11 protein-coding genes are annotated in these 13,473 nt (G+C 60.1%); 6 read left to right on the top strand and 5 right to left on the bottom strand.

The window, feature by feature from the left end:
• Positions 1–114: 114 nt before the first annotated feature.
• Positions 115–501: a hypothetical protein gene (locus ACT3UQ_RS01170; RefSeq protein WP_105649501.1), complete on the bottom strand. Its 387-nt coding sequence runs from the start codon at positions 499–501 to the stop codon at positions 115–117.
• A gap of 336 nt (positions 502–837) precedes the next feature.
• Between ACT3UQ_RS01170 and helR the strand changes: the two genes are divergently transcribed.
• Both helR and ACT3UQ_RS01160 read left to right on the top strand, forming a co-directional pair.
• On the top strand, positions 838–2,997 hold the full coding sequence (helR, locus tag ACT3UQ_RS01165; RefSeq protein WP_181150354.1) for an RNA polymerase recycling motor ATPase HelR: 2,160 nt from the start codon (positions 838–840) through the stop codon (positions 2,995–2,997).
• A gap of 92 nt (positions 2,998–3,089) precedes the next feature.
• Positions 3,090–4,334: an exonuclease domain-containing protein gene (locus ACT3UQ_RS01160; protein WP_105649504.1), complete on the top strand. Its 1,245-nt coding sequence runs from the start codon at positions 3,090–3,092 to the stop codon at positions 4,332–4,334.
• A 63-nt stretch (positions 4,335–4,397) separates the two neighbouring features.
• Here ACT3UQ_RS01160 and ACT3UQ_RS01155 read toward each other — a convergent pair whose 3' ends face one another.
• Entirely contained in the window at positions 4,398–5,600 is a 1,203-nt protein-coding gene (locus ACT3UQ_RS01155) for a glycerophosphodiester phosphodiesterase family protein (protein ID WP_105649505.1), read from the bottom strand.
• Between the two features lie 231 nt (positions 5,601–5,831).
• Here ACT3UQ_RS01155 and ACT3UQ_RS01150 point away from each other — a divergent pair, with 231 nt between their 5' ends.
• The 4 genes from ACT3UQ_RS01150 (at position 5,832) to ACT3UQ_RS01135 (ending at position 10,367) form a co-directional block, all read left to right on the top strand.
• Positions 5,832–7,112 carry a sensor histidine kinase gene (locus tag ACT3UQ_RS01150; RefSeq protein ID WP_105649506.1) on the top strand — a complete coding sequence of 427 codons (1,281 nt, stop codon included), beginning with the start codon at positions 5,832–5,834 and terminating at the stop codon, positions 7,110–7,112.
• Entirely contained in the window at positions 7,109–7,726 is a 618-nt protein-coding gene (locus ACT3UQ_RS01145) for a response regulator (RefSeq protein WP_219843894.1), read from the top strand. The genes ACT3UQ_RS01150 and ACT3UQ_RS01145 overlap by 4 nt, the downstream gene beginning before the upstream one ends.
• Before the next feature lie 96 nt (positions 7,727–7,822).
• The gene (locus ACT3UQ_RS01140; protein WP_444636366.1) at positions 7,823–9,928 is read left to right on the top strand and encodes an MMPL family transporter; all 2,106 of its coding nucleotides are present in this window, start codon (positions 7,823–7,825) and stop codon (positions 9,926–9,928) included.
• The gene (locus ACT3UQ_RS01135) at positions 9,921–10,367 is read left to right on the top strand and encodes a DUF2871 domain-containing protein (protein ID WP_444636365.1); all 447 of its coding nucleotides are present in this window, start codon (positions 9,921–9,923) and stop codon (positions 10,365–10,367) included. The genes ACT3UQ_RS01140 and ACT3UQ_RS01135 overlap by 8 nt, the downstream gene beginning before the upstream one ends.
• Positions 10,368–10,581: 214 nt before the next feature.
• Here ACT3UQ_RS01135 and ACT3UQ_RS01130 read toward each other — a convergent pair whose 3' ends face one another.
• From ACT3UQ_RS01130 to ACT3UQ_RS01120, 3 genes are all read right to left on the bottom strand, one after another.
• Positions 10,582–12,036: an FAD-dependent oxidoreductase gene (locus ACT3UQ_RS01130; protein WP_105649510.1), complete on the bottom strand. Its 1,455-nt coding sequence runs from the start codon at positions 12,034–12,036 to the stop codon at positions 10,582–10,584.
• Positions 12,037–12,054: 18 nt separating this feature from the next.
• On the bottom strand, positions 12,055–12,834 hold the full coding sequence (gene cobA, locus ACT3UQ_RS01125) for a uroporphyrinogen-III C-methyltransferase (RefSeq protein ID WP_105649511.1): 780 nt from the start codon (positions 12,832–12,834) through the stop codon (positions 12,055–12,057).
• A partial coding sequence (locus ACT3UQ_RS01120) for an ABC transporter permease (protein WP_444636364.1) occupies positions 12,827–13,473 on the bottom strand: 647 nt, incomplete at its 5' end. The genes ACT3UQ_RS01120 and cobA, both read right to left, overlap by 8 nt.

The following is a 13,473-nucleotide window of genomic DNA, read 5'->3' as shown; positions in this document are numbered from 1 at the left end:
TACTAATTCGGGAGCAACAGAGCCATCCCGACGGTTCTTCCAAGGACTCCCCGGCGATATCCGGATCAACGTCGTATGCCTTCCAGTCTAGCGCGTCTTGCAGGCGCTGAAAACTCAATTCACGGCGATGAAAGCTGGATCACTCTCAACGTCTTCAACGTACCGCTGGATCTGCTTTTCGCCATCGCGCAGCGCAATGCGGTAGAGCAATACTGCCGCACCGGCGCCAAGCAGCAACCGCACCAAGGGCTCCAGCCCGGAAAGCAATGCCGCAGCGAGCGTCATGAGCACCAGGCAAATGAGCAGACGCGGCTTCATCGCGATACCCCGCAAATCCGGCCCCGCCTTGCGCTCAACCGCCAGACGCAGAACGCCGATGACCGCCAAGACGCCGGCTAGGCCAATCGCCCAAGACCAACTCAGAGTTCCTGCTTGCCCGGCAATGAACATGATCAGGGAAGTACCCGCCGCGCTTCGTCGAATGTTCAGCACTTGAGTCATCGGCCGCTTCCGTCCCTAGCATCTGGATATGACTGCCAGTTAATCAAACTTTGCGATAAACCTCAAGAACTAGCGAAACAAGCAATAGGTCAAAGACCCAAAATACGGCTTCCCCAACTTCGCGAGCAAGGCGAGCTGGCAGTTCGGTGAAACAAAAGGCGCCGCGCCGAAATCAGGTTGAGCCAGGGCCGCAATGCCCGGTGAATAGGGAAAATCAATTGTCCCTACATTTTCAGAATATAGCTTGCAGGGGGCCTTGCCGCAAGGCCCCCTGCAAGGCTCACAATAGGTATTTGTCCCCCACCGCGTTCGCAGCAAAAGACGGGAGCAAGAAATATGCGCACCGATCCGATTCACGGCTATTTCCTCCTATCCGAGCATACGGAGAACCAGCAAATAATCGAGCAAATTTTCGAAGATCAGCATCAACTTCGCCGCATCGCTCAGCGCCTGGACGCGCAGCGTCAGGAAGCGGCTCGGCGCATCGCCTCGCGCGGTCAAGACAGCGCCGGAAACCTGCAGCAGTCGCTCGAACGAGATGTTGACTTGCACCAGCTGGCCCGGAGGCTGCACACGCTCGAACGCTTGGGACCGGAGGCATGCTTGGGGTTCATGGTTGAGGCAAGCACCGGACGGCGCACTTACGTGGGCAGAATCGGACTCTCCGATGAAAACTCCGCGCAATTGCTGGTGGACTGGCGGGCACCGGCCGCCGAACCATTCTTCGCCGCCACGCACGCTCATCCGATGAATCTCTCCAGCCGGCGGCGCTATCGTTGGCGGCAAGGGGCCATTGTCGACTTCTGGGATGAGGTCTTCGACCTGGCGCAGCTCACCGCGAGCCCCTCCTTGGACGAACATTCCGCATTCCTGGCCTCCCTCGGTGCCAACCGGATTGGAAAAATGCAGGATGTGCTCTCAACCATCCAGGCAGATCAGGACGCCATCATCCGCGCCTCCGCCAATGGAGCGCTAGTGGTGGACGGCGGCCCCGGAACCGGGAAAACTGTCGTTGCGCTGCACCGCGCCGCCTACCTATTGCATGCCGACGCGCAGCTGCAAGGCCGTGGCGGTCGCGTGCTCGTACTCGGCCCGCACAATGCCTACACCGCCTACGTCGCAGATATTCTGCCAAACCTCGGCGAGGAAGACGTGCTCGTCTCCACCTTGCAGGCAATGGTTCCCGAAATTCGCGCGGCGCAAACCGAACCCTCCAGCGAGGTAGCGACGCTGAAGAACTCGGGAACCATGCTGTCATCCCTGCGCCGGGCGGTGAGCGTATTCGAACAGCCACCAGCCCAAGATCTGCTCGTCGAGACCCGGTGGGCCGATCTGCGGTTGACGGTGCAGCACTGGGAGAATGCCTTCGCGGCGGTCGAGCCGGGCAACAACCACAACGAGTCCCGGCTGCAGATTCGAGAGGCGCTCGAAGAAATCCTGCTCGAACAGCTTCCCGAAGGCTGCGCACCCGAGGAGCAAGTCCGGAGGGAACTGGCCCAGAACGTCCAGTTGGCACAAGCCTTCGAAGCGCACTGGCCGCTATTGGATCCGGCAAAACTGCTGAGCGCGCTGTACTCCATCCCGGCGCTGCTGCGCTACAGCGCACCGTGGCTCACCGATGAGCAATCCGAACTCTTGCTCCGCAAGGATCCGAGCCTGTTCACCGTCGAAGACGGGCCGTTACTAGATGCCGCGCGTTTCCTGGTGGGCGATCCGGACCTTGAGGCAGCGGCGCGTCGACACGAGGCCCGGCTGGCCTCCGAACGGGACCTGATGGGCCAGGTTATCGATGATTTAATTTCTGCCGCAGACGATATGGAAGATCTCTCATCCCAGCTGCGCCATGCGGACCTTCAAGAGACCTTGATTCGCCAGCGCACCGAAGCAGAACCGTCCCCGGACGCCTTGGCTGGGCCGTTCGCACATATCATCATCGACGAGGCGCAGGATCTCACCGAAGCGCAGTGGGCCATGGTGCGGCGGCGCTGCCCATCAGGGAGCCTGACGATCGTCGGCGACCGAGCCCAAGCCGCTGGCGGGTTCACCGAAACATGGGAACAGCGTCTGGCGCAAGCGGGCATTTCCCGTTGCCGTGTTGCCTCGTTAAGCGTGAACTACCGCACCACCGAACAGATCATGGACGCAGCCGAATCGGTGATTCGTGAGCAACTGCCAGATGCAAACGTGCCCACCTCGATCCGAACCGATGGTGCGGCGGTCATTTACGCCAGACCTGATCAGCAACAGGACCTTGTGCGGCGGTGGCAGCAGAATCACCCGCTCGGGGTCGGCGTAGTCATTGGCGACCCGGGCTTTAACGACACGGACCGGATCCGCGCGTTGAACCCAGAACAAGCCAAGGGACTTGAATTCGACCTGGTGGTCCTCAACCGCCCGGAGAATTTCGGCCCGGGAATTTCTGGAGCAGTGCACAGGTACATTGCGATGACCCGTGCCACCGCCCAATTGGTGATCCTCACCGACCAGCCGGGCTAGCGAGCCGGTGGCTGGCCGGGACAGCCTGCACTAGTATTGCCGCCATGTCTCCGGCTAGTTTGGATTCAGGAGACAAAATATGGGGGCGGGAAATGGATCACGGGCTTTTCGCGGTAATAGACACCGAAACCACCGGGCTATTTCCCGGTGCGCACGATCGAATCGCCGAGATTGCTGTGCTGACCATGGATCGCCAAGGACAGATCGTTGACCGTTGGGAAACACTGGTCAATCCCGGACGGGACCTTGGCAAGCAAAGCATCCATGGAATTCAGGCCCGCGACGTGCTGCAGGCTCCCAGCTTTGAGCAGATTGCAGACGAGTTGGAGTGGCGGCTTTCTGGCACCGTGGCGGTCGCCCACAACCTATCCTTCGACGCGCGATTCCTCGAAGCAGAGTTTGCCCGAGCAGGGCGCTCGCTTCCAGACTTCTACTTGCCCCGGGGACTGTGCACCATGCGCATGTCCCACCAGTTCCTGCAAGGAGCCGGACGATCCCTGCAAGACTGCTGCGACTCCTTTGGCATTACCTTGCAGCAGGCGCACAGCGCCGCGGGTGATGCCGAAGCAACGGCGGTATTGCTCTCACGGTACCTGGAGCTAGAGCCAACGCTGCCCGACTGGGACCAGCGCTTGGAGCAAGCCGCCAGCACACGATGGCGGAGGAAGGCCCCGGAAGTTCTGCTCGCCCCGGCAAAACGAAGCGTCGGCGATAGCGCCTCGGCGGAGCAGTTTTTAGAGCGCTTGGTCCAGCGCCTGCCCGAAATGACCGGCGCGGAGCAATTCGACGACTATCTTGCCGTGCTGGATCAAGCGTTGATCGACCGCTACCTCTCGGCCCATGAGCAAGCGCAACTTGTTGACCTGGCAGGCTCCTTGGGGATCGATCGGGCTCGGGCGGTGGAACTTCACCTGAATTACTTCGATTCATTGGTGACCGCGGCGTGGCATGACGGGGTACTCACCGGTGCCGAACGCTCGGATCTGCAACAGGTAGCCAAATTATTGGGCGTCAGCCAAGCCACGCTAGAGCAGGCATTGCTTACTCCCGCCCGCGGTGATTCCAAGGCCGCCGCGCAAAGCCCCGGTGTGGTTCAAAAGCGCTTGGAACCCGGGAGCCTCATTGTGTTGACCGGCGATATGAGCCGTCCGCGCGCGGAGATAGAATCCCTGCTAACCCAAGCTGGTTACCAGCCACACGCCGCGGTAACAAAGAAAGTCAGCATGCTGGTGGCGGCCGACCCGGATTCGCTATCCGGCAAGGCGCGCAAGGCACGCGACTATGGACTTCCGGTAGTCGGCGAACAGTATCTCTGGGACAACGTGTTCACCAACTAAACGGCGCTGTTCCCCGGGCAGAGCATGCCTCATGCTCTGCCCGGGGAACAGCCATTCCCGGAACTAGTTGGAGAAGGTATCGGCCAGCTTTCCGTCCGCGGTCCACAGGGCCAGCGAATCGCCGCCGTTGTTCAGCACGTTGGCGGTGCCGCCGTTATAGTAGGCGTCTTCCGCGTTGGTGCCCGGACCGGTGTACACGCGCAGCTCGTCGCCCGGTTCCAGCACGTACCCCTGACCAACCGGCAACAGGTTATTTCCAGCGTCTCGAACGAGGTAGCCGGAGACGTCGATGGTGCGCTTGCCGGTGTTGCTCAGCACCACATGCTCGCCGGTCTCGGCCTGGAGATCATTGCCCGGAACGTCGTTGACCGAATCGCCAATGACCACACCGTTATTCGATGGGAAAATTTTCTGCCCCTTCAAATGACGCTGAATCTCCCGGGGGAAATCACCGGTCAGGCGTTCCACGCCAAGATCCAACGAAGCCTGCGCGGCTTCGGCAGAGTTCACCGTATACACGCCCAAGCCCAGGCCCGCATCCTTCACACGCTGCGCGCCGGCTTTATCCAGGGTGCGGTAGTTGGTTCCGAAGGAATCGGCGAAAGCGGAAATTTCTGCCAACTCGGATTCGCTTGGAACGGTTCCTACCAGCTGCTGCAATGGAACCTCTGGAGCGATTTCTGCGAACTTCTTGTTCGACGTCGCATCGAAGCTGAGCACCTCGATCTTTCCGGATTCTTCCAATGCGCTCCACTGCGGATCGGTGGCCAGGTAGTCGGCGACCACTTGCTCGACCCCAGGAGAATTAGCTGGCGACTTGATCTCGATAAACACACCGGTTTCGCCGTTCAGCGCATCTGCAACCGCGTCGAAGTGAGGGATTCCTTCGCCGGTGAACTCCGCGGAGAAGTATGAACCTGCGTCAAGCTGCTGCAGCTCAGCCCAGGTGAAGGAGGTGATTGGGTCATCTTCGCGGCCGGGGAAGACCTCGGCCACATTGGTGGTGCGGGCGGGGGTATTGTCGTGGAAGATGAACGGGACCCCGTCGGCGGAGAGCTGGATATCGATCTCAACGAATTGGGCACCTGAACGGCTGCCGGCGTCTATCGCTGCGAGCGTGTTTTCCGGGGCCACCCCAGCGGCGCCACGGTGACCGATCAAGATGGTCTCGTCCTGATCACCCTTGGGCGCTGCCATTGCGGGGCTCAGTGCAGTTGTGGCTAAGCAGGCGGCCAACGCGCCTGCTGCGAGGGAACGTAGTTTCATCTCAGATATCTCCTTATTTTCTCAACGGGACTTCTGCCACGATCCCTGATCGAAACTACGCCCTGCCAAACGCGACATGAATCGGAACTAAAGAACTGGTGGAGCCCGAATTGAGCGCTGGTGTCCGCGAGATCAAAATCGTGCCGTAGAGCCACGTGGCTCTCCGTTTAGATAGAGTCAAAGACATGAATTCTTGTGCAAGGCAGAAGTTGTCGGGACGGTGGGGCTACCATGGACACCGCTGACGGCACCGTAACTTCGGCATGGGGCTGGGGGAAGTCTTCGGAAAGGATTTCCAAGCAACGCGCACTCTCTGTGCGCGCACTGCGTTGGGGCCAACACCTGATCACCGCGGTGCTCCTGCTCGTCGCACTGCTGCGAGCCATCTCCAGTCCAACCTCCGGCACCTGGCTAGCCGTCGCAGCGGCCACGCTATTCGGCCTGTGGTATCTTTTCGGATTTGTCGTGTTGAGATCCAAGGGAAGCACCAAACTTCCTGGATACTGGTTGGCGGTCTTGTTGGCCATCTGGGCTTTAGGCATGGTGGCCTCACCGGAATTCATGTGGCTGGCGTTCAGTCTCTGGCTGCTCATCGGACACCAGCTAGCCCTGGGGCTATCTGTGCTGTGGTCCGCTGCGGTCTACGTGGTGACGGTCGTAGCCCCGTTCCTCCATCAGGGAGAAACCACGGCTTCTGGAATTGTCGGCCCGCTAGTCGGCGGAACCTTCGCCTGGGGCATCTCGCGCGGTTACCTGCAACTGGAAAGCGACATCGCCGAGCGCAATGAACTGGTCTCCTCACTGCTGCGCGCCCATCAGGAAATGGCAGACCTCCAAGAAGAGCTGGCCCGCTCCCAGCATGAGGCCGGCGCCCTAGCCGAACGCACCCGCGTAGCACGAGAAATCCACGACACCATAGCCCAGCAGCTGTCTTCCATAGGCCTTCATGCCAAGGCGGCCCTGGATTCCCAACAAGCCCCGCAAGCTTTCCAGGCCCTGGACCGGATCGAGGCGCTCTCCGGTCAAGGACTCACCGACCTGCGTAGAATCATTACCGCGATGTCGCCCAGCGAACTAGATTCGCAAGCCCTGGCCGGGGCCTTGCGACGCATGCTGGTAGATTTCGAAAAGGACAGCTCGGTATCCAGCGAACTGCGCGTAGATGCCGAACTCCCCGTGTTGGATCCGGGCATACAGGTGGCGCTGCTGCGCACCGCTCAGTCCGCGCTCGCCAACGTACGCCGGCATGCGAAAGCCGCTAAAACCGTCGTTTCGCTAGTCGACACGGGAGACGCCATCAGACTCGATATCGTTGATGATGGCATTGGATTCAACCTGAGCAACTGGCAATCTACCCTCGGCAAGAACCTCGAATCCGGAGGATTCGGATTGCCCGCCATGCGCCAACGGCTACGCGAATTAGGTGGCGGGCTAGATATTGAAAGCACCTTGGGCGAAGGTACCGCACTGTCGGCTTATGTCCCATTGAAGAACCCAGAGGCGGGCAATTGATTAATCTGATGCTGGTTGACGACCATCCGATCGTGCGCACCGGGCTGCGCGCGCTATTCGCGAACTACGACGAAATTACCGTACGTTGCGAGGCAGGCAGTGGAGAAGAAGCGGTCGGCTTGGCCACCAAAAATCCGGTGGACGTCGTGTTGTGCGACCTCCGACTGGGTGAGGGAATGAACGGCGTCGCGACAACCGCTGCCTTGCGTGCGCTGCCAAATCCGCCACAGGTCCTCATCTTGACCACCTTCGACAAAGATGCCGAGATCCTGCAGTGCATCGAAGCCGGAGCCGCGGGGTATCTGCTCAAGGACGTCGCCGCGCAAACCATCATCGACTCGGTACGCCAAGCGGCTGCCGGATACACGGTACTGGCTCCCGAGATGGCTCAACGCGTCGTTGCCGGTCTGCGCAAACCAAAAATTACCTTGACCAGCAGAGAAACAGAAGTGCTCAAGCATCTGGCCACCGGTTCGAGCAACCGCGAAATTGCGCGTACGCTCTTCGTTTCCGAGGCGACGGTGAAGACCCATTTGGTGCATATTTTCGACAAGCTTCAGGCCCCTACCCGCACCGCAGCGGTGCAGGCCGCACGCAATCACGGACTAATTTAGCAACCAGCAAACTCCTGCGGTATCAACCGAACGGTTGACATGCAGTTCGAACGCTTCCACGATTCGCCAAACCCATATTTGGCATTGACTAGAAGTATGAAACATCCAGTCCTCACTTCGCTAGCGAACTCGCTCACCTCAAGGCGCGGTGCGCGCCTGTGGTTGCTCGGGGCGCTCGCTGTCATCCTCGCAGTTTTCGGTTTGCTAAGCTCCGCGCCGGCCGCCGAACGCAGCACCAGCACGCTGGTCAGCGGTTCCGATTCGGCCCAGGTCGAAAAGCTTCTGGAAGAGATTCCCGACTCCGGAAAGGAATCCGCATTGCTCGTCGCAGGCCATGGCGATCAGCACAGGCTCAGCAGCAACGACCTCAAGGGCCTTGAAGCAATCTCGGGCAAGCTGAGCACCGCGCTTCCCGTGGAGATCTCCAAGCCACTGCCCAGCGAAGACGGCCGGCTCTCCTTGCTCACGGCTTCCTGGGACAGCGCGGGAACCGACGCCGACCGGCAGCTCGTTACCGAGTTGCGTGAACAGATCAGCGCACACAATCATTCGGGATTCTTGATTGAGGTCTCCGGCGCGCCAGCGTTCGGGCTCGACCTGTCGGCCACCTTTGCCGGAGCCGACTTCACGCTACTTGCGGTAACCATCGGCATCGTTGCGGTGTTGCTGATCCTGACCTACCGCTCCCCGATCCTCTGGCTGATTCCACTGATCGTGGTGGCCTTGGCCGACCGCAGCGCGAGCCTCATCGCCAACGCACTTAGCCAGCCATTGAATCTGCACTTCGACTCTGGTGTACTGAGCGTCTTGGTCTTCGGCGCCGGCACCAACTATGCGCTGCTGCTGATTTCACGCTACCGCGATGAACTGCATCAGCACGCCGATCACCGTGCCGCGCTCGCGAGCGCTTGGCGCAATAGCTTCGAAGCGATTGTCTCCTCGAACCTGACCGTGGTTTTCGCCCTGGCATCGTTGGCACTGGCGGTTATGGACGACACGCGCGGATTGGGAATTGCCTGCGCCGCCGGGCTGCTGATCGCCGCCGCGTTCAACCTGTTCGTCCTCACCCCACTGCTGGCGCTATGCGGCCGCAAGGTGTTCTGGCCTTTGATCCCCCGACCGGATCAAGCTGCGGCAAAGCGCTCCCTATGGGGCAAGGCCGCCGCCGCGGTCATCAAGCGTCCGGTAGTGAACCTGTCGGCGCTGGTCCTCATCTTGGTGGTCCTCGCTTCCGCGCTCGGGGCAACCAACGTGGGGCTACGCCAGACCGAGCAGTTCCGGAGCGCCACCGAATCCTCTTCCGCCACCGAACGGCTCGCCGAGCACTTCCCGATCGGTGAAACCTCCCCGCTTACGATCCTGGCAGAACCTGGTACCGGAGAAGCGGTCGCCGCGGTAGCCGGAAAGGTGCCAGGCGTGGAGCGCGCCAACCTGCTGCCTGCGCTACCGGACTCCGGGCTTGAACGCGTGATGGTTATCGGCAACAGCGAATCCGGCTCTCCCGAGAGCTTTGAACTGGTCCAGTCGCTGCGCAACGCATTGAATCAGGTTTCCGGCGCCGAGGCGCTGGTCGGTGGATCCATTGCCGAAGCCTATGACGCGCACCAAAGCCACCTGCGTGACTTCGCGGTCATCGCACCGCTGATCGTGCTTGTGTGCCTGGCGATGCTCTGGGTAGTTACCGGCAAATTCCGCACGGCGCTGGTGTTGTCGCTGACTAACTTGCTCAGTGCTGCGGCCGCGGTTGGCTTGGGTTCCTTGCTCGGTTCCATGGTCTTCGACACGGCCGCCTTGGATGTCCAGGTACCGCTGCTGGCCTTCGTCTTCCTGGTCGCGCTGGGTGTTGACTACACGATCTTCCTGACCCAACGCGTCAAGCAAGATGCGGCCCGGCTGCCGCTGGATGAAGCGATCGTCAACGCAACGAGCCGGACCGGCGCCGTGATCACCAGTGCCGGCGTGGTCTTGGCCGGCGTTTTCGCCGCGCTGTCCAGTCTGCCGCTGATGGTTCTTGGCCAGCTTGGCCTCATCGTTGGCCTCGGGGTTCTGTTGGACACCTTCGTGGTGCGAACCTTGCTCCTGCCGGCGCTGTTCATCTTGCTGGGCCGCGCCAAGTCGCCGGTCTTCGGATACCGCGGCACCAGCATTACCCCCGAAAATTCTTCGAATGTCGAACTCATTGAAAGTGAAACTCATGCGTAAGCTCATCAACATTGCCTTTGCCTACATGCTCGTAGGCGTTGCTTCCGGACTCTTCTACCGCGAATTCACCAAGATCAATGAATTCCCCGAAGGCGGCTGGACGCAGCTGTCGGTGGTTCACACCCACTTGCTGGTCCTTGGATTCATCGTCACCTTGCTGGTCCTGCTGTTGGAGAAGGCCTTCAACCTCAGTGCCCACCGCAAGCTGTATGCCTGGTTCCTTGGCACCTACAACGCCGGAGTAATCCTGACCGCAGGAATGCAGGTCACCCACGGCATGCTCACCGTGCTGGGCCTTGAATCATCCAAGATGATCTCCGGCATCGCCGGGCTTGGACACATGGCCCTGACCGCAGGAATGATCTTGCTGTTCGTCATGCTTCGCCGCAGCGTTCCGGCAGGCGCCAGGGTTGAGCCGGTCGAAAAGACCGCAGCCTAAAGGAAGTCTGTGCAAGGACTGGAGCTCAGGGGAGGGACAATTGTCCCTCCCCTGAGTCGTGCCAAATGCCTCAATAACCACCACGAAGTCTGGAAAGCACTTCTCCCAACCCTTCCGGAATCTGCGCAGCGAAGGTCACCACTGGTTAAAGGAAAATGGCACTCGATGATCAAAAGATCATCGAGTGCCAGTTATTCCTGAACCTGTCTGGTTATTACAGGCTCTTAGCTAATTTTTTTGCTCGAGCAAACTCCAGCATGTCGTTGCGCTCGACGACCTTGATGCGGTCGCGGGTGATTTCACCGAAGCGAGTTTCGAGGGTGCCTGCGGCAGCGCCCAGAGCCTTTTCCTGTTCGTCCAGGTTCATCCAGCCCTCCCAGTCTGCGTAGTCCACGCCACGGGATTCCAGGAGTTCGGCTGCACTCTGATCGGAGGTTGGGACCGGAAGGCTGCCCAGGTCCGACAACAGGTGGTTGATGGTCTCCAGGGCATCGCCCTTGGTGTGGCCGATCAAGCCAATTGGTCCACGCTTGATCCAGCCGGTCGCGTACAAGCCGTCGATGTGGGTGCCGCTAGCGTCCAGCACACGGCCTTCGACGTTTGGCAGCACGCCGCGCTTGCCATCGTATTCGATGCCATCCACGGCAGAGCCGAAGTAGCCCACCGCACGGTAAACGGCCTGGACCGGGTATTCGACGAATTCGCCGGTACCCTTGACGTTGCCGGTTCCGTCGAGTTCATTGCGCTCAAGCTTCAGGCCGACGACCTTGCCATCTTCGCCGAGGACTTCAACCGGAGACTGCAAGAAGTGCAGGTGCAGGCGGCGTGAAGCGCTGCTGGCTTCCTCGCGCTCCTCCTGTTCGATCAACCAGTTGGTCAGGGTGGCCACCATGGTCTTGGTCTGGTTGCTGGTTCGGATCGCTTCTTCCGAACCTTCGTCAAAGTCGAAGTCCTCTTCGTACAGGACGATATCAACGTCCTTGGAGTGCGACAGTTCGCGCAATTCCAAGGGGGTGAACTTCACCTGTGCCGGGCCACGGCGACCGAAGACGTGCACGTCGGTGACTGCCGAGTCATTGAGCTGTTCGAAAATATGTGCCGGGATCTCGGTTTCCAGCAGCTGGTCCGCGTGCTTGGAGAGGATACGGGCCACGTCCAACGCGACGTTGCCGTTGCCGATCACGGCAACTTCCTTGGCCGACAGGTCCCAGTTCTTATCGGCATCCGGGTGTGCGTCGTACCAGGACACGAAGTCCGCGCCACCATGGGATCCAGCAAGTTCAACACCTGGGATGTTCAGGTCTGCGTCCTTCTGGGCGCCGGTTGAAATGATGACCGCGTCATAGCGTTCGTGGAGTTCTTCCAGGCTGATGTCGCGACCCAGGCCAACGTTTCCGTAGAAGTTGATCCAGTCATTATTCAGCACCTTGTGCAGGGCGGTGATGATGCCCTTAATGCGCGGGTGGTCCGGGGATACGCCGTAGCGAATCAGGCCGAACGGGGTTGGAAGCTCGTCGAAGAGGTCCACCTTGAGGGACAACTCGCCGGAGGACACAGGCTGGCTCTTATTGAGCAGGTCTGCTGCGTAGATGCCTGCAGGACCGGCACCGACTATGGCAACGCGCAGGGCGCGGGAGGTCAAATGTCCAGGTACGTGAATTTCACTCATCAAACAACATCTACTTTCTTAGTCAGCGAATGAGGCCGACGCTGCGGCGTCGACGGTGTCCAGCGGCTGAAGTCCAACCAACTGGGTTGAAGCTTCAGGTGCCAGACGAACAACGTCACCGATCACGATGACGGCCGGATTCGCCACGGCGGCCTTGCGGGCGCGCACTACAATCTCTTCTAGCGTACCGATAGTTGTCCGCTGCGTCTGTGAGTAACCTCGCTCAACTATCCCAATTGGCGTACTTGACGCTAAGCCACGGGTAAGCAAAGTCTCAACGATTTGTGGCAGATTAGACACCCCCATCAGCACTACTAGCGTGTGATCGGCGCGCAGCGGGACGTCGGTGAGATCGTCATGGCCGCTGATCACCGTGAACCCGGCAGCCACGCCCCGATGCGTCACCGGAATTCCCGCCGCGGCAGGCACCGAAATGGAACTGGTGATTCCCGGAATGACACGAGTCGAAATTCCATGCTCCGCGGCGAATAGCATTTCTTCACCTCCGCGGCCCAGAACAAACGGGTCGCCGCCCTTCAAGCGAACCACGTCAAGCCCTTCGGAAGCGTACTTGACTAGTAGCTCGTTGATTTCATCCTGGGTTTTGACGTGGCAACCAGGGGCTTTCCCGACATCAATAACTTGGACGTCCTCGGCAAGGTCCGCCAACAGTGCGGTGGGACCAAGCCGATCGGCGAGCACCACATCCGCTGCCAAAAGGGCCTTATATCCGGCCACGGTGATCAGCTCGGGATCCCCCGGGCCGCCACCAATCAGGGTTATTTTTCCCTTAGCCATTATTTCCTCCAGTTCGATTCATTCCCCGGTCGCGCAAGAGCTTGCGCTCCAAGGGGGCAAAGCATAAAAGTTCGATGAGTACGCCGACGAGCAAGATCACCAATATGACCAACATCACCAAGGGGAGGTCCGCCAGGTCGCGACCTCGTTGCAGCAACGAGCCCACTCCGAGTGCCAGCGATCCGCCCACGGCGATGAGTTCCGCGGCCATCAATGACCGCCAGGCGAAAGCCCACCCTTGCCGGAGCCCGGCAACATATCCTGGCAAGGCGGCAGGCAGTTCGACATGCCAGATATGCTGGCGTTTATTTGCGCCGAGCACCGTGGACAGCGCCCGGTACTGCCGCGGGATCAGGTCGATTCCGGAGAGCAACCCATTAATAATCGAGGGAACCGCGCCCAGCAAGAGAACCGTGTAGATGGTCGCATTGCTCAACCCGAAGAGAATGATGGCCGCCGGAACCCAGGCAATAGATGGAAGCACCTGCATCGCCGAAATCAGCGGCCCGATGCCCTGGCGGGCCAGTGGCTGATGCGCCAGCAGCAAGGCAATCGGAGTCGCGATGACCACCGCGAGCAGAAATCCCGTCAAGGCTCGAAACAGTGAGGTGCCTACGGCAGCAGCCAGCGATCCGTTGG

It is taken from the genome of Glutamicibacter sp. AOP12-B1-11, assembly GCF_052379245.1.
Taxonomy (GTDB): domain Bacteria; phylum Actinomycetota; class Actinomycetes; order Actinomycetales; family Micrococcaceae; genus Glutamicibacter.
This window is presented reverse-complemented; position numbering and strand designations above follow the sequence as displayed.